This is a genomic window from Streptomyces sp. SX-6, from assembly GCF_059089585.1.
In genome coordinates this window covers 13,278-35,060 of sequence record NZ_JBTHHU010000027.1, presented here as the reverse complement: position 1 = coordinate 35,060, position 21,783 = coordinate 13,278, and the positions used below count along the sequence as shown (strand labels likewise).

General features: G+C 71.1%; 18 protein-coding genes and 1 tRNA gene. 8 read left to right on the top strand and 11 right to left on the bottom strand.

Translation table 11 applies throughout. The features are described from left to right. The first annotated feature begins 338 nt into the window (after positions 1-338). Positions 339-2,507 carry a transglycosylase domain-containing protein gene (locus ACV530_RS26840; protein WP_494335197.1) on the top strand — a complete coding sequence of 723 codons (2,169 nt, stop codon included), beginning with the start codon at positions 339-341 and terminating at the stop codon, positions 2,505-2,507. A 64-nt stretch (positions 2,508-2,571) separates the two neighbouring features. Here ACV530_RS26840 and ACV530_RS26835 read toward each other — a convergent pair whose 3' ends face one another. Then, positions 2,572-3,036: a GatB/YqeY domain-containing protein gene (locus ACV530_RS26835; protein WP_494335196.1), complete on the bottom strand. Its 465-nt coding sequence runs from the start codon at positions 3,034-3,036 to the stop codon at positions 2,572-2,574. Between the two features lie 150 nt (positions 3,037-3,186). Here ACV530_RS26835 and ACV530_RS26830 point away from each other — a divergent pair, with 150 nt between their 5' ends. After that, entirely contained in the window at positions 3,187-4,113 is a 927-nt protein-coding gene (locus ACV530_RS26830) for a metallophosphoesterase (protein WP_494335195.1), read from the top strand. 86 nt (positions 4,114-4,199) lie between these two features. Continuing rightward, a tRNA-Pro gene (locus ACV530_RS26825) sits at positions 4,200-4,273 on the top strand. A gap of 162 nt (positions 4,274-4,435) precedes the next feature. Here the strand turns inward: ACV530_RS26825 and ACV530_RS26820 are convergent. Then, positions 4,436-4,729, bottom strand: a complete 294-nt coding sequence (locus ACV530_RS26820) for a DUF1330 domain-containing protein (protein ID WP_494335194.1) — start codon at positions 4,727-4,729, stop codon at positions 4,436-4,438. Positions 4,730-4,834: 105 nt separating this feature from the next. Here ACV530_RS26820 and ACV530_RS26815 point away from each other — a divergent pair, with 105 nt between their 5' ends. The 4 genes from ACV530_RS26815 (at position 4,835) to ACV530_RS26800 (ending at position 9,280) form a co-directional block, all read left to right on the top strand. Then, positions 4,835-5,689 carry a LysR family transcriptional regulator gene (locus ACV530_RS26815; RefSeq protein WP_494335193.1) on the top strand — a complete coding sequence of 285 codons (855 nt, stop codon included), beginning with the start codon at positions 4,835-4,837 and terminating at the stop codon, positions 5,687-5,689. Positions 5,690-5,808: 119 nt separating this feature from the next. Next, a complete protein-coding gene (locus tag ACV530_RS26810; protein WP_494335192.1) occupies positions 5,809-7,035 on the top strand; it encodes an MFS transporter in 1,227 nt (408 codons plus the stop codon). A gap of 43 nt (positions 7,036-7,078) precedes the next feature. After that, complete coding sequence (locus ACV530_RS26805) at positions 7,079-7,738, top strand: TetR/AcrR family transcriptional regulator (RefSeq protein ID WP_494335191.1); 660 nt, start codon at positions 7,079-7,081, stop codon at positions 7,736-7,738. A gap of 48 nt (positions 7,739-7,786) precedes the next feature. Then, positions 7,787-9,280 (top strand): MFS transporter, encoded by a 1,494-nt coding sequence (locus tag ACV530_RS26800; protein WP_494335190.1) that lies wholly within the window; start codon positions 7,787-7,789, stop codon positions 9,278-9,280. Positions 9,281-9,358: 78 nt separating this feature from the next. Here the strand turns inward: ACV530_RS26800 and ACV530_RS26795 are convergent, their stop codons facing one another. The 6 genes from ACV530_RS26795 to ACV530_RS26770 form a co-directional block, all read right to left on the bottom strand. Next, positions 9,359-10,459 (bottom strand): zinc-binding dehydrogenase, encoded by a 1,101-nt coding sequence (locus ACV530_RS26795; RefSeq protein ID WP_494335189.1) that lies wholly within the window; start codon positions 10,457-10,459, stop codon positions 9,359-9,361. Next, the gene (locus ACV530_RS26790; protein WP_494335188.1) at positions 10,456-11,274 is read right to left on the bottom strand and encodes a phytanoyl-CoA dioxygenase family protein; all 819 of its coding nucleotides are present in this window, start codon (positions 11,272-11,274) and stop codon (positions 10,456-10,458) included. Before ACV530_RS26790 ends, ACV530_RS26795 begins: the two co-directional genes overlap by 4 nt. A 51-nt stretch (positions 11,275-11,325) precedes the next feature. Beyond that, on the bottom strand, positions 11,326-12,078 hold the full coding sequence (locus ACV530_RS26785) for an SDR family NAD(P)-dependent oxidoreductase (protein ID WP_494335187.1): 753 nt from the start codon (positions 12,076-12,078) through the stop codon (positions 11,326-11,328). A 1-nt stretch (position 12,079) separates the two neighbouring features. Further along, on the bottom strand, positions 12,080-13,033 hold the full coding sequence (locus ACV530_RS26780; RefSeq protein ID WP_494335186.1) for a TauD/TfdA dioxygenase family protein: 954 nt from the start codon (positions 13,031-13,033) through the stop codon (positions 12,080-12,082). Between the two features lie 94 nt (positions 13,034-13,127). Further along, complete coding sequence (locus tag ACV530_RS26775; RefSeq protein WP_494335185.1) at positions 13,128-17,081, bottom strand: amino acid adenylation domain-containing protein; 3,954 nt, start codon at positions 17,079-17,081, stop codon at positions 13,128-13,130. Between the two features lie 260 nt (positions 17,082-17,341). Next, positions 17,342-18,082 (bottom strand): DUF8832 domain-containing protein, encoded by a 741-nt coding sequence (locus ACV530_RS26770; protein WP_494335184.1) that lies wholly within the window; start codon positions 18,080-18,082, stop codon positions 17,342-17,344. Here ACV530_RS26770 and ACV530_RS26765 point away from each other — a divergent pair. After that, positions 18,081-18,254: a hypothetical protein gene (locus ACV530_RS26765; RefSeq protein ID WP_494335183.1), complete on the top strand. Its 174-nt coding sequence runs from the start codon at positions 18,081-18,083 to the stop codon at positions 18,252-18,254. The two genes, ACV530_RS26770 and ACV530_RS26765, sit on opposite strands and share 2 nt — an antisense overlap. A gap of 56 nt (positions 18,255-18,310) precedes the next feature. Here the strand turns inward: ACV530_RS26765 and ACV530_RS26760 are convergent, their stop codons facing one another. The 3 genes from ACV530_RS26760 to ACV530_RS26750 form a co-directional block, all read right to left on the bottom strand. Beyond that, positions 18,311-18,757, bottom strand: coding sequence for a hypothetical protein (locus ACV530_RS26760; protein WP_494335182.1), 447 nt, complete (start codon positions 18,755-18,757; stop codon positions 18,311-18,313). Between the two features lie 46 nt (positions 18,758-18,803). Continuing rightward, positions 18,804-20,804, bottom strand: a complete 2,001-nt coding sequence (locus tag ACV530_RS26755; protein ID WP_494335181.1) for a heavy metal translocating P-type ATPase — start codon at positions 20,802-20,804, stop codon at positions 18,804-18,806. A 97-nt stretch (positions 20,805-20,901) separates the two neighbouring features. Next, entirely contained in the window at positions 20,902-21,729 is an 828-nt protein-coding gene (locus tag ACV530_RS26750; protein WP_494335180.1) for a universal stress protein, read from the bottom strand. Positions 21,730-21,783 lie beyond the last annotated feature (54 nt).

Here is a 21,783-nt window from a genome sequence, read left to right as displayed (position 1 = left end):
GCATATTCACCGTTGCCAGTTGAGGACGTTACGGAAGGCGGACAGGGGGCAACACCCCCTTCGGGCCCAATCTTGAATGGCCCGAACGGACTATGCGTACGCGGCAGATCACCCAACGGAGTGAGCTGGCGACATCAGCGACTTACCCTGACAAACAGGGGCAGTTGCCCCTTCTCGCAGGGGGCACTCGCCAACACAAGCGGCAATGTGGACACACCTCATCACCCACAAGAATGAAGACGTAGGTGAGGTCAGACGAGACCACAGTGACTGGCGTAAAACAGCGTAGGCGAACACACGGGCGTCTGTCCGCCGAATGAGAACGTAGGCTTTCCTTCATGGCTATGAAGCGCTCGGGCGGGGGGCCTTCCAAGGCCCGGCAGGCCGCCACCTTCCTCGGCGTCAGTGTTCTCTCGGGAGTCGTACTGGCGGGTCTCGCGCTACCGGGCATCGGCGCTTTCGGCCTGGCGGCCAAGGGAACGATCGAGGGGTTCGACGAGCTCCCGGCCAACATGAAGACGCCGCCGCTGAGTCAGCGCACCATCATCCTCGACGCCGAGGGCGGCGAGATAGCGAAGGTCTACTCGCGCGACCGCACGGTCGTCCCGCTCAGCGGGATCTCGCCCTACATGCAGAAGGCGATCGTCTCCATCGAGGACGCGCGCTTCTACGAGCACGGAGCGGTCGACCTCAAGGGCGTCCTCCGTGCCGTCAACCGCAACGCCCGGTCCGGCGGGGTCGCCGAGGGCGCCTCCACACTCACCCAGCAGTACGTCAAGAACGTCTTCATCGAGGAGGCGGGCGACGACCCCGAGAAGGTCGCCGCCGCCACGCAGCAGACCATCGGCCGCAAGGTCAAGGAGCTGAAGTACGCCATCCAGGTCGAGAAGGAGCTCGGCAAGCAGCGCATCCTCGCCAACTATCTGAACATCACTTTCTTCGGCGAGCAGGCGTACGGCGTCGAGGCCGCCTCCCAGCGCTACTTCAGCAAGCACGCCAAGGACCTCACCCTCGGCGAGGCCGCCCTGCTGGCCGGCATCGTCCAGTCGCCCAGCCGCTTCGACCCGGTGAACGCCCCCAAGGAGGCGGCCAAGCGGCGCAACATCGTGCTGCAGCGCATGGCCGACCTCAAGAACATCACCCCGGACGAGGCCAGGACCGAGCAGGCCAAACCGCTCAAGCTCAACGTCAGCCGCCCGAAGAGCGGCTGCATCACCGCCGTCAACGGCGCGGGCTTCTTCTGCGACTACGTCCGTGAGGTCTTCCTCCAGGACCCGGCCTTCGGCAAGACGAAGGCGGCCCGGGCCAAGCGGTGGAACGAGGGCGGCATGACGATCCGCACGACCCTCGACCCGCAGACGCAGAAGTCCGTCCAGAAGTCGATCAGTGACCACGTCTACCAGAGCGACAAGGTGGCCACCGCCATCTCGATCGTCGAGCCCGGCACGGGCAAGGTGCTCGGCATGGGCCAGTCGAAGCAGTACGGCTTCGGACAGAACCAGACGCAGATCAACCTCTCGGCGAACCACGCCCAGGGCGGCTCGGCCGGCTTCCAGCCCGGCTCGACCTTCAAGCCGATCATCGCGGCGGCGGCGCTGGAGGAGGGGAAGACCGCGGACACGGTCTATTCCTCGCCCTTCGCGATGCAGTACCCGGACGAGGTGCAGACGTGCTCCGGCACCTGGAAGAACAGCCTCAACGAATCGCTCACCAACGAGAACCGGAGCGAGCAGGGCCCGTACGGCATGGGGGAGGCGACCGCGAAGTCGGTCAACACCTACTTCGTCCAGTTGCTCGGTGACATCGGCCTCTGCCCGGTGGCGAAGATGGCGGACAAGCTGGGCCTGAAGCGGGCCGACGGCAAGGACATCCGCCAGGTGCCGTCGATCGCCCTCGGTTCGGAGGAAATGTCCCCGCTGAGCATGGCCGCCGCCTACGCGGCGTTCGCCAACCACGGCACGTACTGCTCGCCCGTCCTCATCACCTCGGCCATCGGTCCGAACGGCAAGAACATCACCGTGCCGAGGACGAAGTGCACGCAGGCCATGTCCGAGCAGACCGCCAACACCATCAACACCCTGCTGAAGGGCGTGGTCGAGGACGGTACGGGCAAGCAGGCCGGGCTCGACGGCCGGGACAGCGCGGGCAAGACCGGCACCACGGACGAGCGCAACGCCGCCTGGTTCGTCGGCTACACCCCCACCATGGCGGGCGCGGTCTGGGTCGGCGGCCCCTCGGGCAACGTCTCGATGGAGGACATCACCATCGGCGGCGTCTACCACGACAAGGTCTACGGCGCCGACACCCCGGGCCCCATCTGGCGCGACGCCATGAACGGAGCGCTCGAGGGCAAGGACGCGGCGGGCCTCGACACCGTCCCCGGCGTATCCCAAGGCGGCAAGGGCGACAAGGGCGACAAGGCTGATAAGAGCGACAAGGGTGACGCCACCGACAAGAGCGGCCGCCACGGCACCGGCCGCCAGCACGGCGGCAAGCCCGGCCACTGACGCACGGCAAAGGGCCCGTACGGACCGCGAGGTCCGTACGGGCCCTTTGCCTGTCCTCGCCCGCTCAGGCGGCCAGCTGCCGCTTGACCTCGGCGGCGACCTTGCCGCCCTCCGCCCGGCCCGCCACCTTCGGGTTGACGATCTTCATGACCGCGCCCATGGCCCTCGGCCCCTCGGCACCGGCCGCCCGGGCCTCCGCCACGGCCTCGGAGACGACCGCGGCCAGCTCCTCGTCCGACAGCTGCTGCGGCAGGTAGCCGGCGAGCACCTCACCCTCGGCACGCTCCCGCTCCGCCGACTCGGCACGGCCGCCCTTCTCGAACGCGTCCGCGGCCTCGCGGCGCTTCTTCGCCTCGCGGGTGATCACCTTCATCACCTCGTCGTCCGAGAGCTCACGGGCCACCTTGCCCGCGGTCTCCTCGTAGGCGATCGCGGAGAGGGTCAGGCGGAGCGTGGAGGAGCGCAGCTCATCGCGCGCCTTGATCGCGGTGGTGAGGTCGTCGTGGAGCTTCGACTTGAGCGTGGTCATGCCGCAATCTTCGCATCCCGCCCCTCTCCGCGCTCCGCATTAACCGCCTCACCACCCCCTCCCCCGCCAGCTCCCGCCCCTCCCCCGCCAACTCCCGCCTCGCATCCGGCCCATGACCGGACGCCCCCCGGAGTCTGCGACGATTGCGGTATGCGCGCGCGATACGGAGTACCCCTGGGAATCACGGCCGTCGGTGCGGCAGGCATCGCCTACGCCGCCGGCTTCGAAGTCCGCTCCTTCCGGTTGCGACGGGTCACCGTGCCCGTCCTGCCGCCCGGCATGCGGCCCCTGCGGGTCCTCCAGGTCTCCGATATCCACATGGTGAGCGGACAGCGCAAGAAGCAGCGCTGGCTGCAGTCGCTCGCCGGACTGTGCCCCGACTTCGTGATCAACACCGGCGACAACCTCTCCGACCCCGAGGGCGTGCCCGAGACGCTGGACGCACTCGGCCCGCTGATGCAGTTCCCCGGCGCGTACGTCTTCGGCTCCAACGACTACTACGGGCCCACGCTGCGCAACCCCGCCCGCTACCTGCTGGAGAAGACCACCGGGCGGCACGGGCTCAACGGCAACGCCCCGGTCGTCGGCGCGGTCCACAACCCCTGGGAGGACCTGCGGGACGGGTTCGACAAGGCGGGCTGGGTCAACCTCACCAATACGCGCGGCAGCCTCAGGATCGACAGCAGGGAGATCGCGCTCACCGGCCTCGACGACCCGCACATCAAGCGCGACCGCTACGCCCAGGTCACGGGCGGCCCGGACCAGGACGCGGACTTCTCGCTCGCCGTCGTCCACGCCCCCTACCTGCGGGTCCTCGACGCCTTCACCGCCGACCGCTACCCCCTGATCCTCGCGGGCCACACCCACGGCGGCCAGCTGTGCATCCCCTTCTACGGCGCGCTGGTGACCAACTGCGACATCGACACCCGGCGGGTCAAGGGCCTCTCCGCCCACCGCGCGGGCGGCCACCGCTCCTACCTGCACGTCTCCGCGGGCTGCGGGACCAGCCGCTACACCCCGGTCCGCTTCGCCTGCCCCCCGGAGGCCACCCTCCTGACCCTCACGCCCCGCGACTGACCCCCCTCCGCCCCGCCCACCTGCACCTCCCCGGGAACCGGATTTCGCCTCCGGGCACAAGTCCGCTAAAGTAATCCTCGTTGCAGCGGGGTGTAGCGCAGCTTGGCAGCGCGCTTCGTTCGGGACGAAGAGGTCGTGGGTTCAAATCCCGCCACCCCGACTTGGTTGCACCAGCTCAGGGCCGGTTTCCTTCACGGGAAACCGGCCCTGAGTCGTTTCCGGAGTATCTGAAGGCTCCACGTGGAGTGAGCGTGGAGTGGATCAAGGACAGCCCCGGTGACCTGGAGCACACAGCGATCCGGGCGGACCCGCCTCCCGCCTCTCAGTCGAGCCCCTCCACCACCCGCACATCCCGCTCCGCGCCGTCGTCCAGCACGGCGAGGGCCTGCTGGTACTCCGCGCTCTCGTACGCTGCGGCCGCGGCGTCGTAGCTGGGGAACTCGACCAGGACCGTACGTTCGGACAGTCCCGATTCGAAGGCGGTCACCCGGCCGCCCCGGGCCAGGATCCGGCCGCCGGCCGCCTCCAGTGCGGGCTTGGCCAGCTTCCCGTAGGCGGCGAGTTTCTCCGGGTCGCGCACCGATCGATAGGTACCCACCAGATAGCCCTTGGGCATGCCGATCACCTCTCGCTCTCTCTTGTCTCCTTCGGCAGCCCGAACGGTAGCCAGCGGCAAAGCAGTTGAGAAATGCCTGATGTGCTGCGGCTATGCTCCGCAGTTATGGATGTCGAGCTGCGTCATCTGCGGGCGTTCGTCGAGGTGGCTCGAGAGCACTCATTCACCCGTGCCGCCGAGAAACTGGCCATCACCCAGCCTGCGTTGACGCGCACCGTTCAGCAGCTGGAGACGGCGCTGCGGGTGCGGTTGTTCAACCGGAGTCCCCGGCAAGTGGAGCTCACCAATGTGGGCAATTCCTTCCTCGCGCAGGTGGAGAAGGTGCTCAACGAGCTGGACCGGGCGATGAGCGCGTTGAGTGAACAGGTCAGTATCCGGCTGGGGTTCAGCTGGCTGCTGCCGGATCCCTGGGCGCAGCGCACCATCGGCGAGTTCGAGCAGAGATCGGGGAGCACGGTGAGTCTGGTGCGCACCGACGATCCGCTCCAGGCGCTGCAACGTCATGCGATCGATGTCGCGCTGGTGCGTGGCGGGGTGCACTCATCCGCACCGGTCAAGGTGGTGCCCCTGTTCGACGAGGCTCGGGTGGCGATCGCCTGCGCCGCCGCCTCCGACGTGAGCCGGCTCGACGAGGTGCACTGGCGGGACGTTTCCCGGTGGCCGCTCGTGGTGAACGTGGTCAGCGGCGCGACCGGCCCCTGGTCCTGGGCTCCCGGCGAGGGGCCGCGGGACGTGATCGAGACGACCAACTACGACGAGTGGGTCGAGTTGGTGGCCGCCAACCGTGGAATCGGAGTGGCCCCGGCGATAGGGGTGCGCCGCATCAGCCACCCCGGGGTGACCTTCGTCCCGCTGGTCGGCGCGCCGCCGGTACCGGTCGGACTCGCCTATCTGCCCCATGTGCAGGAGCTCCTGCTGCGCCGGTTCATCGATGTGGCGGTCGCCGCTGTGGACCGCTGACGCCGCCCGCTCACCTCGGACTATGCGTGCTCGGCATCGGCGTTCCACAACAGGCAATACGCAACCACCGCGCGCAGAACCTACGGTCGCTCCATCTGGAAAGGGGTGGAGAGGGCGTGATGGCTGACGACCGGGGGGCGTGCGGTACCGCGCGGAGCACAGTGCCGGGACCGACCGTGCCGTTGGCGCGTACACCGGCCCGGGACGGGAGCGGCACGTCGGCGGGGAAGCTCCGCGTCTTCGCGGTGTACGCGGGTGCCGCACTGGGGCCGCTGGGCGGCGGTGTGGTGGCGCCGATGCTGCCGCAGATCGCGGGCTCGCTCCATGCCTCGACGAGCGCCACCGCGCTGTCGGTGACCGCCTACTTCGTGCCGTTCGCCCTGGTGCAGTTGGTGTCCGGGACGGTGGGCGAGCGGTGGGGTCGTCGGCGCACCGTGCTGGGTGCGTATCTGGCCTATCTGATCGCTTCGCTGGCCGGTGCCGCGGCGCCCAGCATCCAACTGCTGCTGGTGGTAAGGGCGGTGATGGGCATCGCCAACGGGTTCATCTCGCCGCTGCTGCTCTCCGGGCTGGCCGATATGGTGCCGCCGCACCGGCTGAGCCGGTCCGTGGGGCTGCTGGCCAGTTGCCAGGCCGCCGGCCAGTCGCTCTCGCCGCTGCTCGGCGGGGTGGCCGCGGCGGCGAACTGGCGCTGGGCCTTCGTCGGTGTCGCCGCCGCGGCCGGGCTGCTGGCGCTGGCGCCGCCACCCGGCGGTGCGCGGCCTGGTGCCGAGGCTCCGCGTCTGCGCCCGCTGGTGAACGTGCGCATGGGGCTGTTGTCGGTGGCCGCCTTCGTCAGCTACTTCGGCGCGGCCGGCCTGCCGTTCCTCGTATCCCTCCATGCCGAGGAGCACCTCGGCATGAGCCCCGGCCTCACCGGGGTCGCGCTGCTGGGCTTCGGTCTGACCGGGTTGCTGCTGGGCGCGAGTTGGGGCTCTCTCGGTGACCGCTTCGGCGCGCGCCGCTGCGGTGGGATCGCCGCCGCGCTGGGGGCGGTGCTGGTCGCCCTGACCGGATCGACGAACAGCCTGCCGGCGCTGGTGGCCTGCTGGACGGGCGCGGGCATCGCCTACTCGATGCTCAACGTCTCCCTGCAGAACCTCACCGTCCGCGAGGTGCCGGGCAACCGGGGCGGCGCGCTCTCCGCGGTCTCCGCCTTCCGCTTCGGCGGCGCGGCAGTGGTCCCGATCGCCCTGCTGCCGCTGTACCACGTGATGCCCCGGACGTCCTTCGTCATCGGCGGCGGCTCACTGTTGCTCGCCTCTGCCGCCCTCGCCGCGCTGCGGCCCGTGAACCGGTCTTGGTAATTTCAATACACTGCGTATTAAGTACGCGATGTAGCATCGCGCCGTGCCCACTCCGGAAGTGAATGCCCAGGAAGCCGGCCGCCCGCCGCGACGCCGGGTCCACACCCGCGCGCGGCTGCTCGAGGCGGCCGGGAGGATCCTCGTGGAGCGCGGGTACGCGCAGACCACGATCGAGGATGTCTGCAGTGCCGCCGGATACACCCGGGGCGCGTTCTACTCCAACTTCGCCGGCAAGGACGAGCTCCTCCTGGCGCTCTTCGATCAGCACTCGGCCAACCGCCTTGCCCAGCTGGAGCAGTTGCTCGGCCCGTCCTCGGCGGAGCCGGGCGGCAGCGTGGCGCGTTCGCTGCTGGAGGTCGACCCGGTCGAGCGCGGGTGGATCCTGCTGTTTCTGGAGTTCCAGGTGCACGCCGCACGGGATCCGCAGCTCGCGGCCAAGCTGTACGAGCACGACCGCGCCGTGACGGACGCGCTGGCCCGGCTGCTCGAGCGGGCGCGGTCCGGGTCGGCGACCGGAAGTTCCGTACCTGTCCATAGCGTTGCCGCCACCCTGCGGGCCATCCGCGAGGGAATCCTCGCCCGGACGGCGGGGGAAGGCCCCGGCGCCCAGGAAGCCCTGGACGCGGCGGTCGAGGTGGTGTCCGCGATCCTGCCCACGCTCGGCATCACGACCGGCGACGGGTCCGACGACCGGACCAACTGAGCGACTTTCACCAGGACTTGCCCCGCCTACTTCTCCCAGGACCACGCCATGCATGTGTCGCAACCCGACCCCCGGCGCTGGAAAGCGCTGATATTCATCGGTCTGGCCCAGCTGATGGTGGTCCTCGACACCACCGTCGTGAACATCGCGCTGCCCTCCGCCCAGCATGACCTGGGCATCTCGGACGGCAACCGCCAGTGGGTCATCACCGCGTACTCTCTGGCGTTCGGCGGGCTGTTGCTGTTCGGCGGCCGGATCGCCGATCTGGTCGGACGCCGCCGGATGTTCGTCATCGGCCTGTTCGGCTTCGCCGGCGCCTCCGCGTTGGGCGGTGCGGCCGTCGACACCACCACCCTGCTGGCGGCCCGCGCACTCCAGGGCGTCTTCGGCGCGCTGCTGGCACCGGCCGCGCTGTCGCTGCTGGCGGTGACGTTCCGCGAACCCAAGGAACGCGCCAAGGCGTTCGGGATCTACGGCGCGGTGTCCGGCAGCGGCGGCGCAGTCGGACTCATCCTCGGTGGTGTGCTCACCGAGTACCTGAGCTGGCGCTGGGCGCTGTTCGTGAACATCCCGTTCGCGGTCGCCGGGATCGTCGGAGCCCTCACCGTGGTCCACGAGCCGGCCGACCGGCCGGAGAGGTCCCGGCTGGACATCCCCGGCGTGCTGCTCGCGACTTCCGGCCTGGTTTCGCTCGTCCTCGGCTTCTCGCAGGCCGAGACGCACGGCTGGCACGCCCGCAGGACCCTGGTGCTCCTGGTGGCGGCGGTGCTGCTGCTCGGCGTGTTCGTCCTGGTCGAGAGCAGGGTCAAGGCACCTCTGCTCCCCCTGCGGGTGGTCACCGACCGCAACCGGGGCGGCGTCTACCTGTCGCTCGGCCTGTCCGTGATCGGCATGTTCGGCCTCTTCCTGTTCCTCACCTACTACTTGCAGGTGGTCAAGGCGTACTCGCCGGTCGTCAGCGGGCTCGCCTTCCTGCCCATGATCGTGGGCATGGTCACCGGGTCCACCCAGATCGGCTCGCGGCTGATGAACCGGCTGCCGCCGCGGCTGCTGATGGGATCCGGCTTCCTCGTCTCGGCCCTCGGCATCCTGCTGCTGACCCAGCTCGAGGTCGACAGCTCCTACGCCGCCCTGGTGCTGCCCGCCCAGGTGCTGCTGGGGCTCGGCATGGGAACGGCCTTCATGCCCGCGACGAGCCTGGCCACGCACGGCGTGCAGCCTCGCGACGCCGGGGTCGCCGCCGCCATGGTCTCCACCTCCCAGCAGGTCGGCGGTTCGATCGGCACCGCGCTGCTGAGCACCATCGCGAGCAGCTACGGTCACCGCTGGGCCACCGGGCACCGGGCCGAGGTCCGTACCCTCGGCATCACGGACTTCACCAACAAGGCGGCCGTGCAAGGCTATTCGGTGGCGATCTGGTGGGCCGTCGCCATCCTCGCGGTGGCCTCGCTGGCCGCCTTCACCCTGATCAACGCTCCCCGGCAGGGCGCCGCGCCCGCCGGTGATCCCGTACCGGAGGACGCGCCGGTCCTGCACGGGTGACCGGTCCTGCACGGGTGAAATGCAGGAAGGGCTCCTTCCCGCCACGAGAAGGAGCCCTTCGTTCCAGGGGGCGTCGGTTCAGCCCGCGAACACTGCCTTCATCACCGAACCGTCGGCGACCCTGGCCAACGCCCGCTCGTGCTCGTCCAGTCGGAACACCGTCACCAGCCTGGCGAGGTCGAACCGCGTGGTGAGCGCCGGGAGCAGCTTGACGTACTCGACCACGTGCGCGCCGGAGAACGCCCAGGAACCCACCACATCCAGCTGCCGGAAGACGATCTGGTGCGGATTCAGCAGGGTGTCGCCGGCGTCCGTGTACTGGCCGATCACCAGGTACGAGCCGCCTCGGCGGGCCAGCGTGAGGCCCTGGGCCACCGCGCCGGGCACGCCCGCGCACTCGATGACCAGGTCCGCGCCGTGTCCGCCGGTCGCCTCCAGGACCTCGGCCAGCACGCGCTCGGGGTCGGCGGCGCCGGCGATGTCGATGTGCACGTCACCGATCCCGGCCTCGGCCGCCAGTCGCAGCCGCTCGGCCGGGCCGCCGACCAGGACGACCTTCGCGGCGCCGGAGAGCTGCGCCATCGCGGCGGCGGCGAGGCCCACCGGGCCGCTGCCCTGGACCACCACGGTCTCGCCGAGCCGGACCGGACGGCGCTCGTACAGCGCGTGCACCACGGTCGGGCCCGCGCAGGCCAGCGACATGGCGGCCAGGTGGTCGACGCCCTGGTCGAGCTTGACGACCGTGGTCCCGGGGCGCAGCACGATGTGCTCCGCCCAGGCGCCGGACAGGCCCGGCTCCTCCGCGACCGTGCGGTTCACCCCGTAGGTCCGGCGGTTCTCGCAGAGCGTCGGCTCACGGTGCGTACGGCAGGGCACGCAGGTCCCGCAGGCGATGGAGGACGCCCACATCACCGCGTCGCCCTCGCGCAGCGGCGCGCCGGTCGCGTCCGTGGTGGTGCCCGGGCCGAGCTCGTGCACCACGCCGAGGCCCTCGTGGCCGAGCACCAGCGGGGTGGGGACCGGGAGATGGCCCTTCTGGAGGTGCAGGTCGGTGCCGCAGACACCGCCGTACCCACAGGACACGACCATGCCTCCGGCCGGGGCCGGCGGGAGGTCGAACTCGCGCAGCGCCAGCGGCTCGTTGAACGCCTCCAGCACCAGGGCACGGGATCGCGTCATCGGACGGCTCCTTCCAGCGAGGCGAGCGAGGCGAGGAACGGCTCGTCGAGCGTGGCCAACGGCCGGGTGTCCCGCAGGACGACGTGCTCGGGGCGCTCCTCCCCACGCCAACTCGGCAGGTTGGTCACATCGTTGTAGGTCGCGATGAGCAGCCGGCGGGCGAAAGGCGACATGTTCGGGGCGGAACCGTGCACGATCTCGGGCGAGAAGAAGACCAGCGATCCCGCCGGGCCCTTGGGGCTGGCCATGCCGTGCGCACCGACCAGGGCGGAGAGCTGCTCCGGGGTGAGGGCGATGTCGTCCGGGTCCAGGTGGAGCTCGGACTTGGCGGCGTCGCGGCGGTCATCGCGCACCAGACCCTGCCGGTGCGAGCCGGGGACGAAGATGACCGGGCCGTTGAACTCGTCCACGTCGTCGAGGAAGATGCCGACGTTGACCTGGCGCGGGGCCGGGAGGTTGTCGGCGACCCGCCAGGCCACGTAGTCCTGGTGCCACGACCAGCGGTCGCCGCCGAAGGCCGGCTTGGCGTTGATCTTGAACTGGTACACATAGACGTCGTCCGTCAGCAGCTGCTTGACCGGGCCGAGCACGCGCGGGTCGCGCATCAGCGCGGCGTACTCCGGCTGGCGCCGGTGCGAGGCGTAGACCGCGCGCACCGCGACCCCGTCGTCCTCGGTGATCCGCTGCGGCCCGGGGACCTTGCAGTCACGGCCGAACGCCTCGCGCAGCGCTGCCACCTCGTCGGCGGTCAGTGCGGACTCCACGAGGAGGAAGCCGTCCTCGTGGTACCGATCGATCTGTTCCTTGCTAATCAATTCTTCGCTACTTTCGATGCGTTGCAGAGGGGGAGGCCGGGACGTGCCGGTTCACCCCATGAAGTTGCCGCCGTCGATGATCAGTTGCTGTCCGGTGAGGTAACGGCTCCGGTCGGTCACCAGGAATTCCAGGGCGTCGGCGATCTCGGCCACCGTGCCGATCCGCCCGAGCGGGATCTGTCCCAGGACCCGCTCGCGCGACTCCGGCTCGTCCAGCCGGTACCGCTCGACCACCTCGTCGGTGTCGGTGAAGCCCGGGATGAGCGCGTTGACCCGGACCGCCGGCGCCAGCTCCAGTGCCAGGCACCGGCTGAACTGCAGCAGACCGGCCTTGCTGGCGCAGTAGTTGGCCCCGTTCGGCCGCGGCCGGATCGCCGTGGTCGCCCCGACGTTGACGATCGAGCCCCGGCCCGCCGCCACCATGGCCGGTGCCAGCGCCCTGGTCAGACGGAACGGCCCGGACAGGTTGGTGTCCAGGACCCGGTCCCAGTCCTCGTCGGTCATCTCCAGGAACGGCCGGTCCCGGTTGACCCCGGCGTTGTTCACCAGCACCTCCGGCGCACCGTGCGCCGCCAGGATGCCCTCGCAGACGGTCCGGACCTCGGCCGGGCGGGCCAGATCGGCCCGCACCGCCTCGATTCCGCCGCCGCCCTGCTCCACCGCCGCGCGGGCCGCCTGCTCGTCGCCCCGGTACAGGGCCACGACGTGGAAGCCGAGCTCGCGCAGTCGCAGGGACAGCGCGAGCCCGATGCCGCGCGTGCCCCCGCTGACCACTGCTGTGCGGACGCTCATCTCAGAACGCATGTCAGAACGGCTGGTTGCCGGCGATCGCCGCGCGGTCGACGACCCTGCGGTGCGGGTAGTAGTCGGAGGTCGCGTAGTGCTGGACCGCGCGGTTGTCCCAGAACACCACGTCCCCGGGCTGCCAGCGGAAGCGCACCTGGTACTCGGGGTACTGGATCTGCCGGAACAGGTAGCGCAGCAGCTCCTCGCTCTCCTCGGGCTTCAGGCCCTCGATGTGGGTGGTGAAGATCGAGGTGACGAACAGGCTCTTGCGGCCCGTCCTCGGGTGGGTGCGCACCACGGGGTGGGCCACCGGCGGGAAGAGCGCCTGGAAGTGCGCGCGCTGCTCGTCGGTGAGCAGGTCGCGGTAGTTCGCCGACGGGGTGAAGTCGTGGACCGCGCGCAGGCCTTCGAGCCGCTCCTTCACCTCGTCGGGGAGGTTGTCGTACGCCGCGCCGGAGTCGGCAAACAGCGTGTCGCCGCCGTACTCCGGCATCTCCACCATCCGCAGGACGGCGCCCAGCGGCGGGTTGGAGATCCACGGGAAGTCGTGGTGCCAGACGTTCTCGAAGCCCGGGTTGGCCGCGCCCTTCTCCAGCCGCACCACGTCCTGGGAGGCACCCTTGGGCAGGAACGGGTGCTGGTCGATCTCGCCCCAGTTGGCGGCGAAGGCGCGCTGCTGCTCGTGGGTCAGCTCCTGCTTGCGGAAGAAGAGAACCTTCCACTCGAGCAGGGCCCGGTCCAGCTCCTCGAACACCTCGGGGGCGAGCGGCTCGGCGAGGTTCAGGCCCTCGACCTCCGCTCCGAGCAGCGGGCCGTAGGGACGGACGGTGAAGTGGGTGTACGCGCCGCCCTGCTGGCCCTCGGCCAGGCGCTCGAGCAGCCGCGGCCCGTGGTAGTCCTCACGGCCGTCGATGCCGAACCGCACCATCTCGCGGATCTGGGCGAGTTCGGGCATGGCGTGTGCTTCTGTCATGTCGGTGTGTCTCCAGCTCGTCAATGCATGGCGAATAGGCGTCTGTTGACGCGTGTTGAGAAGGTTTCGGCGAGGCTTGCCGGCCTCGCAGGAGTCAGAGGTGGCCGGCCAGTACGGGCCCGAGCTGTGCCAGGGCCTCCGGTGCGGTCATCCGGTGGTGGGTCGCGGTCACGTCGTGGACGTGGATCGCGCCGTCCACATGGGACCGCCATGCCTGGGCGGAGGTACGGCCGGCCTCGAACGGGTCGGTGGGGTCCGGAATGGTGGCGGCGAAGAAGAGAAGGTCGCCGCGGAAGCGGCCGGGGGTGAACGAGGCCATCAGCTCGACGTTGCGCTGGAAGACTCCGAGCAGCAGATCCGCGGGCACCTCGTCGGGCAACTGGCCGTCGCCGCCGAGCACGATGTCCGTGAACTCCCGTTCGTCGAGCCTCGGGACCTCCACGACGGCACCCCGGTAAGGGTAGGAGTCGAGCACGGCCAGCAGGGCGACCTCCTCGCCCTCGGCCTGCAGCGCGGTCGCCATGGCGTGCGCCACCAGCCCGCCGAAGGACCAGCCCAGCAGGTGGTACGGGCCGGTGGGCTGGACGGCCCGGATCTGCGCGAGGTAGTCGGCCGCGGCCTCCTCGATACTGCCGGGCATCCGACCGGGCTCCGTCAGCCCGCGGGACTGGAGGCCGTACACCGGCCGGTCCGGGCCGAGGTGACGGAGCAGGCCCTGGTACGACCAGCTGGTGCCCGCGCCGGGGTGGATGCAGAACAGCGGCGGGAGTTCGCCCTGCGCACGCAGCGGCAGCAGCACCTCCAGCGCGTTCGCGGCCGGACCGGCGGCGTCGACGCGCCGGGCAAGTGCGGCGACGGTCGGGGCCTCGAACAGGTCCCGGACGCCAAGTTCCACGTGAAACAAGGCCCGAACCCTGGAGACCAGCCGGGCGGCCAGCATCGAGTGCCCGCCGAGTTCGAAGAAGTCGTCGTCGACACCGGCCGGTTGGGCCCCGAGAACCTCGGCGAAGAGTGCCGCCACGGCCCGCTCCCGCTCGGTGCGCGGCGCTCGCGACGCGGCGGCCGCGGTGAACTCGGGCTCGGGCAGCGCCCGTCGGTCCAGTTTCCCGTTGGGTGTCAGCGGAAAGGCGTCGAGCACGACGACCGCGGCGGGCACCATGTGCGCGGGCACCTGCTCCCGGGCGTAGGCGCGTACGGCCGCCGGGTCCACCGGACCTGCCTCCGGCACCACGTACGCGACCAGGCAGTTGCCGCCCGAGCGGTCCTCGCGGACCAGGACCTCGGCCCGGGCGACCCCGGGGCAGGCCATGACCGCGGAGGCGACCTCGCCCAGTTCGATGCGGAACCCCCGGATCTTCACCTGGTGGTCGATGCGGCCGAGGTACTGCAGATCGCCGCCGGGCAGCCGGCGGACCAGGTCGCCGGTGCGGTACATCCGGCTGCCGGGGTCGCCGAAGGGGTCGGGGGCGAAGCGCTCCGCGGTCAGGGCCGGCCGGTTCAGGTAGCCCCGGGCGAGCGACGTACCGGCCAGGTAGAGCTCACCCGGCGTGCCCGGCGGGACCAGGCGCAGCCCGCCGTCCAGCACATAGCCCGACACGTTGGGTATCGGCCGGCCGATCGGCACCGAGGACGGCCAGTCACCAGGGTCGGCCGCCAGGGTGTAGGCGGTGGTCAAGTGGGTCTCGGAGGGCCCGTAGTGGTTGTGCAGCCGTCGGCCCGGCACCCGGCCGCAGAACGCGCGGATGCTGCGGGTCGGTGTCAGGGCCTCGCCTCCCTGGGCCAGTACGCGCAGCGCGGGCAGGTCCCGGTCCTGCGCGACGGCTGCCTCGCAGACGGCCTCGATCACCAGGTTGGGCGCGAAGAGCTCGTTGACCCGGTACGCGTCCAGCCACTCGACCAGGCGGTCCGGATCGCGGCGTATGTCGTCGTCCGGGATGACCAGGGTCTTGCCGTGGAGGAGCGCGGAGGTGATCTCCTGCACGGAGACGTCGAAGCTGAGCGCGGTGAACTGGGCGGTCCTGGTGCCCGGTTCCGCCGGCAGGTCGTCGTTGTGCCAGGTCAGCAGGTTGACCAGGGCGCTCGTGGGCATCACCACGCCCTTGGGCCGCCCGGTGGTGCCGGAGGTGTAGATGACGTACGCGATGTGCCCCGGCTCCAGCCGGCCGGGGCGGTCCCGGTCGTCGAGGGCGGCGTCGGACTGCCGCTCGAGCGCCTGCCCGGTGCCAGGTGCGTCGAGCACCACGGTGCGGACGTCCGTGTCCGGCAGGCCGGCGAGGGTCCCCGTGGTGGTGAGGAGCAGCGCCAGCCCGGCGTCCTGGAGCATGAAGGCGATGCGCTCGGCCGGGTACTCCGGGTCGACGGGCAGGTAGCCGGCTCCGGCCTTGAGGATCGCCAGCAGGCCGACGACCATCTCCGCCGACCGGGGCGCCGCCATCGCGACGATCCTGTCCGGACCCGCGCCCTCGGCGATCAGCAGCCGGGCGAGCCGGTTCGAGGCGAGGTCCACCTCGCGGTAGGTGAGCTCCTGTTCACCGCAGATCACGGCCGTGGCGGCGGGAGTACGGGCAGCCTGGGCCGCGAACAGCTCGGGCAGCGTGGTCTCGTGGTCCTTGCGGCGGTTCTCCCTCGCCTCGGCCAGCAGCGCGAAGCGCTCCTCCTCGGTGGCCAGGTCGATGGCGCCGACCGGCCGGTCCTGGGCGCCCGGCGCGATGAACCCGCGCAACAGTTCCATGAAGCGCCGGTGGTGGACCCGCAACTCCTCGGGGCTGTGGAGCTCGGGGTTGGCGACCAGGTCGATCCGCAGGCTCGAGCCGTCCGAGCGGTCGTACGCGGTGACGGAGATGTCGTCGACCAGGCCCTGGGTGAGGTTGTGCGCCTCGGCCCGGTGTCCGGCGAACTCCAGGTCGTAGTCGAACGACATGATGTTGACCTGCGGCCCCGTCAGAAACGATTCCGCGGCTGGCACCTTGAGCGTACGGGCGAGGTGTTCCCCCCGATAGCGCTGGTGCTTCAGGAGCAGGCGGAACTCGGACGAGACCTGCCGTATCAGGTCGTACACCGACTGGTCCGGACGGATCTCCGTGTGCAGCGGCAGCACGTTGGAGAGCATGCTCGGGACGGTGCGGAGTTCGGCGTCGGGGCGTGCGGCCACCGGCAGGGTGAGGACGATGTCGTGCTCACCGGTCATCCGGTGCAGGTAGGCGGCGGTGGCGGCGATCAGCAGGACGGACCAGTGGGTACGGGCCTGCCGCGCGGCGGCGCGCAGTTGTGCGGTCTCGGCCTCGGTGAGGAAGCCGGTCTCGGTGAGGTTGCGGTCGGGGACCGCGGACGGGGCCCCGGCCAGCCGGGCCGGCCGGGGCGCGCCGGCGAACCGCCCGGTCCAGTAGGCCCGGTCGGCCTCGAAGGCCGGAGACTCCCGGTACCGTCGGTCGTTCTCCAGGAGGGTGTGAAGGCTGCCGAACGCCGCCGGGGCAGGCGTACGGCCGGCGACCGCGGCGCTGTACAACTCGGCGACCCGCAAGGAGATCATCGCGCCGCTGTGTCCGTCCGCGACGATGTGATGACCGCTCACGTACCAGAAGAAGTGTTCGGGGCCGAGCCGGAACAGCGCGTAGGAGAACAGCGGGCCGGTCGCGAGCGGCATCCGCCGGACCAGGTCGGCCCGCATCCATGCCCTGGCCGCCTCGGCGGGGTCCGGCTCGGTGCTGACGTCGAGGACCGGGAAGACCAAGTCGTCGAACGAAACGGGGACCTGCTGTGGCTCGCCACCGTCATCCTCGACGATCCGCACACGGAAGGGCTCCGCTTCGTGGATCGCCCGCCGGAGCGCGGACTCGAAAAGCTCCGTGTCGATCGCGCCGCGAATTTCCAGGTATTCGCCGATCCGCGGTTGAGGACCGTTCGGATCCAATCGTTCGGCCAGCAAGATTTCATGCTGGGCAGGCGAAACCGCAAAAACTGTGCCAGCCAAGTCAAACCCCCGTGTGACGCGCACTGATGGCGCGCCTCGAACCCTAGTACGCCGACCTCGGCTTTTGTGAAGTGACATTGTCGTTGTCTTGTCACAGCTTTACGAAAGCCAAGCACCCAGCAGCAGAAGATGGTCGGTAGGCCTGCAAAACCGGTCAAACACAAGCGAGTCACGCATGGCACCTGACCAGCGGGGATGGCGGATGTGGCGCTCAAAGCGGCCGGGGAGAGGAATTCCCCGGCCGAATTCCGGTCATGGCGCGGCCAGTTGCTGCGGCGCGGCCGCCGCCGAGAATTCACCCGGCAGGCGGCTGCGCGCAAACTTCCCTTTTTTCTCTGCTACTTCACGCTCAGGGTCAGCGCGGCGGTGTGGAGCTTGCCGCCGGTGCGGAACTGGAGGAAGAGGCGCCAGTTGCCCGGCTTGTCGAGTTTGGCATGGAAGGACAGGTCGGGCCCGCCGTGGTCACCGTTGACCTTGGTCTCCGGGTGGAGGTGGGCGAAGGCCTGGTCGCCCTCGTGGAAGGCCGTCATGTGGGCGTAGGTCTCCAGGTAGGGCTGGAGGTCGGTGACGGGCTTGCCGTCCTTGGCGATGCTGACGGTCACGGGGTGGGCCATGCCGGCCATCAGCTCGCCCTTGACGGTCACCGTGTAGCCGTCCACCTGGGTGCTCGCGGAGGCGGCCGGCAGCGGGGTGTTCTTCGCCTCGCCCGGGACGGTGACGGTGCGGCTGAGGACGAAGTCCTTGCCCTTGCCCGGCCCGCTGTCGGGGATGAAGGACGTGAACGTCCGCCACGTGCCCGGCTCCAGGGCGGCCAGGTCGGCGGTCCAGGTGCCGTCCTGGGCCATCTCCGGGTGCAGGTGCTGGAAGCCGGTCAGGTCGGAGCGGACGGCGTAGAAGTGCATCCGCTTGGTCTGGTCCAGGGCGAAGCCGGTGACCGGCTTGCCGTCCGGGCCGGTGATCGTGAACCGGTAGCCGGTGGCCTTGCCGACCGGGAGCTCCTTGGCGTCGGAGGCGAGACGGTAGCCGTCCTTGGCGTCGGACAGGCCGTCACCGGCGGCGGCCATGGCGCTGTGGTCCATGCCGGGCATCGATGACGACATGGAGGAAGAGGAAGCTTCGGACGGCTTCGCAGACGAGTCGGAGGAGTCCTTCGACGAGCCGCAGGCGGTCAGCGCCAGGGAGAGCGCGGCGACGGCGGCAATCGCGGCCGAACGGGAGGAAACAGACATGGTGTTGTGGTCTTTCCGGTGATGCGCGCCGCATGACGGCAGCGCGAAGTGAACAGGACGCCGAATCGATGGCGCCTGTCACGTCCGCGCGATGCACATCCGGAGCAGCAGCTCCCGCCCGCCTCCCGGCGGTGCCCGGCGACGGGCCCGTCGCAGCGCCCGGGGCGCACCCGGCGGGTTCCACCCGGCGAGGATCGCAACGGCGAGCGCCAGCAGCGCACTTGCCGCCGTCAGCGCCCCGCCGCGGGCCGGGACCGCGACGCACAGCGTGCCACCCGTGCCCGGTGCGGCGTCCGCCTTGTGCCCCTCCGCCGGCATGCCGGCGGTCGCATGGCCGCCCATGGACATGGACGTCGACATAGACATGGACGTCGACATCGGCATCGCCATGCCCGGCGTCTCACCGCCGTGGCAACCACCGGACGCGGCGGCCGGGTTGCCGTGCATGAGGAACAGGCCGAGCAGGACCGCGCACACAGCCAGCAGCCGGGCTCCCGCCCTGCCACCTGCCTGGCCGATCGTCACTGCCGCGCCTTTCCCTTCGTTCACACTCGCCTGTCGACCATAACCCTCAGCCGGAACGGCCACGACGCCAGGCCGCATCCCGCAACAGCCGCAGGCCGTTGAGGCCGACGATCATGGTGGAGCCCTCGTGGCCCGCGACTCCGAGGGGCAGCGGGAGGGTGCCGGCGAGGTCCCACACGACCAGGCCGGTGATGAACGCCGAGGCGATGACGAGGTTCTGCACGACCAGGCGGCGGGCGCGGCGGGAGAGGGCCATCACGGCCGGGACGGTGGCGAGTTCGTCGCGTACGACGACGGCGTCGGCGGTCTCCAGGGCCAGGTCGCAGCCCGCGCGGCCCATCGCGACGCCGGTGTGGGCGGCGGCCAGGGCGGGGGCGTCGTTGACGCCGTCGCCGACCAGCAGCACCGTGCGCCCGGCGGACTCGAGTGCGCGGACGGCGTCCACCTTGTCCTGCGGCAGGAGTCCGGCCCGTACGTCCGTGATGCCGGCCTCCCCGGCGAGGCGTGCAGCGGCGCGCGGGTTGTCGCCGGTGAGCAGGACCGGGGCGGTGCCGGTCAGCGCGGTGAGCGCGGCGACGGTGCGGGCGGCGTCCGGGCGGAGGCGGTCGGCGAGGCCGAGTACGCCCGCGGGGGCGCCGTCGGCCTCGACGAGGACCGCGGTGCGGCCCTCCCGCTCCAGCCCGGCGGCCACGGCGGAGGCCGGGCGGCAGGCGTGGCTGTCGACCGCGGGGCTGCCGACCGCGACCCGGCGGCCCCCGACCGTGGCGGTGACGCCGGTGCCGGGCGCGGAGGCGAAGTCCGCCGCCGGCGGGACGGCCAGGCCGCGGGCGCGGGCGGCGGCCACGACCGCGCGGGCCAGCGGGTGTTCGCTGGGGTGCTCGGCCGCCGCCGCGAGGGTCAGCAGCGCGTCCTCGTCCAGGCCGGAGCCTTCGAGCGGGCGGACGTCGGTGACCCTCGGGGTGCCCTCGGTCAGGGTGCCGGTCTTGTCGAGGGCGACGGCGTCGGCCTGCCCGAGGCGCTCCATGACGACGGCCGACTTGACCAGCACGCCGTTTCGTCCGGCGGTGGCGATGGCGCACAGCAGGGGCGGCATGGTGGCCAGCACCACCGCGCACGGCGAGGCGACGATCATGAAGGTCATCGCCCTCAGCAGCGCATCGGTCAGGCCCGCGCCGAAGGCCAGGGGGACGGCGAAGACGGCAGGCGTGGCCGCGACCATGCCGATCGAGTACCGCTGCTCGACCTTCTCGATGAACAGCTGCGTCGGCGCCTTGGTCCCGGACGCCTCCTCGACCATGGCCACGATCCGGGCGATCACCGAGTCCGACGGGTCCCGCTCGACCTTCACCCGCAGTGCGCCGGTGCCGTTGAGAGTGCCGGCGAAGACCTCGTCGCCCGGCGCCCTGACCACGGGCAGGGGCTCGCCGGTGATGGTGGCCTGGTCGACCTCGCTCGTACCGTCCACGATCCGGCCGTCGGCGCCGATGCGCTCACCGGGGCGGACGAGCACGGTGTCGCCCGCGGCGAGTCCGGCAGTGGGCACTGTCTCCTCGGTGCCGTCGTCGCGGAGCCGGGTGGCGGTGGCGGGCGCCAGGTCGAGCAGGCCGCGCACCGAGTCCGCGGTCCGGGCGGTGGCGACGGCCTCGAGGGCGCCGGAGGTCGCGAAGATGACGATCAGCAGCGCACCATCCGGCACCTGCCCGATCGCCGCCGCGCCCAGCGCCGCGACGACCATCAGCAGGTCGACGTCCAGGGTCCTTGCGCGCAGGGCCCGCAGCCCCTCCCGCCCCGGCTCCCAGCCGCCGGCCGCGTAGGCCAGCGCGTACAGCGTCCCCCACGCCCACACCGGGGCACCGAGCAGCTGCGAGGGCAGCGCGGCCAGGAACAGCACCAGCGCGGCCGCGGACCGGCGGGCCTCGGGCAGCGCGAGGATCCGCGTACGGCGCCGGGGTACGGGCGCGTCGCGCACGGAACCCGCGGAACCCGCGGAACCTACGGAACCTACGGAACCCGCGGCAGAGGCCTGTCGGGTGAGGGTGGAGCACATGGCGGAATCATGGGCCACAAAACCGCCATCTCACCCGAAAACACCGCCGGGCCACCCGCCTGGAGGCGCGCACCGCGCACGCCCCCGGCGCAGTGCCTCAGCTCTGCGGGACCACCGCGACGGGGCACCGCGCGTGGTGCAGGACCCCGTGCGTCACCGGCCCGATGCGCGTGCCGGGGACGGGCCGGGGCTCGCGGCGTCCGACGACGAGCAACCCGGCGTCGTCGGCGGCCTCCACCAGGTGCTGCCCCGCCGAACCGCTGGACAGCCACTCGTCCACCTCGACGGAGGGCCACCGCTCGCGCCAGGGCCGCAGCGCCTCGGCCAGCGCACCCGCGCCGCGCGGCTCCTGCTCCCCGGCGGCCGTCCTGCCGACGGCCTGGACGACGCGGAGCACCGCGCCCCGCAGGGCGGCGGCCTCGAAGGCGTACGCGAGCAGCGGGTCGTACGGTTCGTGGTGGCCGAGGCCGACCGCGACGGGGCTGTTCCCCGGCGGCCCGGACAGCTCCTCGGGTTCGTGCACCGCCACGACCGGCCCGGTCGCATGGGCGATCACCGTCAGGCTCACGGAGCCCAGCAGGAACCCGCGCAGCGCGCCGAGGCCCCGCGAGCCCAGGGCCAGGACCTCCGACTCCCGGGCGGCGTCGACGAGCACCTTCGCGGGCAGGTCGGACACCCGGTCCACGCTGACCCGCAGGCGGGGGTGGGCCTCGACGAGCCGCTGGGCCGCGGCCTCGATGCGACTCTCCGCCCACTCCCGCTGGGCCGAGGCGCCCAGCGGGAACTGCTGGTTGCCCTGCCGCCACTCCAGGGCGTGCACGATGCGCAGCGGCAGGCCGCGCAGCTCCGCCTCCCGGCCCGCCCAGGCGGCAGCGCTCAGGCTCTCCGGGGAGCCGTCGACCCCGACGGACACCGATCGCACCACGAGGCTCACCTCCTGCCGGTCCTTTCTTTGGATTCTCGTGCGCGAAGGGCGAAG

Coding starts and splice junctions, on each gene's coding strand:
- ACV530_RS26840 (WP_494335197.1), top strand. CDS start 339: ATGGCTATGAAGCGCTCGGGCGGGGGGCCTTCCAAGGCCCGGCAGGCC.
- ACV530_RS26835 (WP_494335196.1), bottom strand. CDS start 3,036: ATGACCACGCTCAAGTCGAAGCTCCACGACGACCTCACCACCGCGATC.
- ACV530_RS26830 (WP_494335195.1), top strand. CDS start 3,187: ATGCGCGCGCGATACGGAGTACCCCTGGGAATCACGGCCGTCGGTGCG.
- ACV530_RS26820 (WP_494335194.1), bottom strand. CDS start 4,729: ATGCCCAAGGGCTATCTGGTGGGTACCTATCGATCGGTGCGCGACCCG.
- ACV530_RS26815 (WP_494335193.1), top strand. CDS start 4,835: ATGGATGTCGAGCTGCGTCATCTGCGGGCGTTCGTCGAGGTGGCTCGA.
- ACV530_RS26810 (WP_494335192.1), top strand. CDS start 5,809: ATGGCTGACGACCGGGGGGCGTGCGGTACCGCGCGGAGCACAGTGCCG.
- ACV530_RS26800 (WP_494335190.1), top strand. CDS start 7,787: ATGCATGTGTCGCAACCCGACCCCCGGCGCTGGAAAGCGCTGATATTC.
- ACV530_RS26795 (WP_494335189.1), bottom strand. CDS start 10,459: ATGACGCGATCCCGTGCCCTGGTGCTGGAGGCGTTCAACGAGCCGCTG.
- ACV530_RS26785 (WP_494335187.1), bottom strand. CDS start 12,078: ATGCGTTCTGAGATGAGCGTCCGCACAGCAGTGGTCAGCGGGGGCACG.
- ACV530_RS26780 (WP_494335186.1), bottom strand. CDS start 13,033: ATGACAGAAGCACACGCCATGCCCGAACTCGCCCAGATCCGCGAGATG.
- ACV530_RS26775 (WP_494335185.1), bottom strand. CDS start 17,081: ATGTCACTTCACAAAAGCCGAGGTCGGCGTACTAGGGTTCGAGGCGCG.
- ACV530_RS26765 (WP_494335183.1), top strand. CDS start 18,081: ATGCCGGGCATCGATGACGACATGGAGGAAGAGGAAGCTTCGGACGGC.
- ACV530_RS26770 (WP_494335184.1), bottom strand. CDS start 18,082: ATGGACCACAGCGCCATGGCCGCCGCCGGTGACGGCCTGTCCGACGCC.
- ACV530_RS26755 (WP_494335181.1), bottom strand. CDS start 20,804: ATGTGCTCCACCCTCACCCGACAGGCCTCTGCCGCGGGTTCCGTAGGT.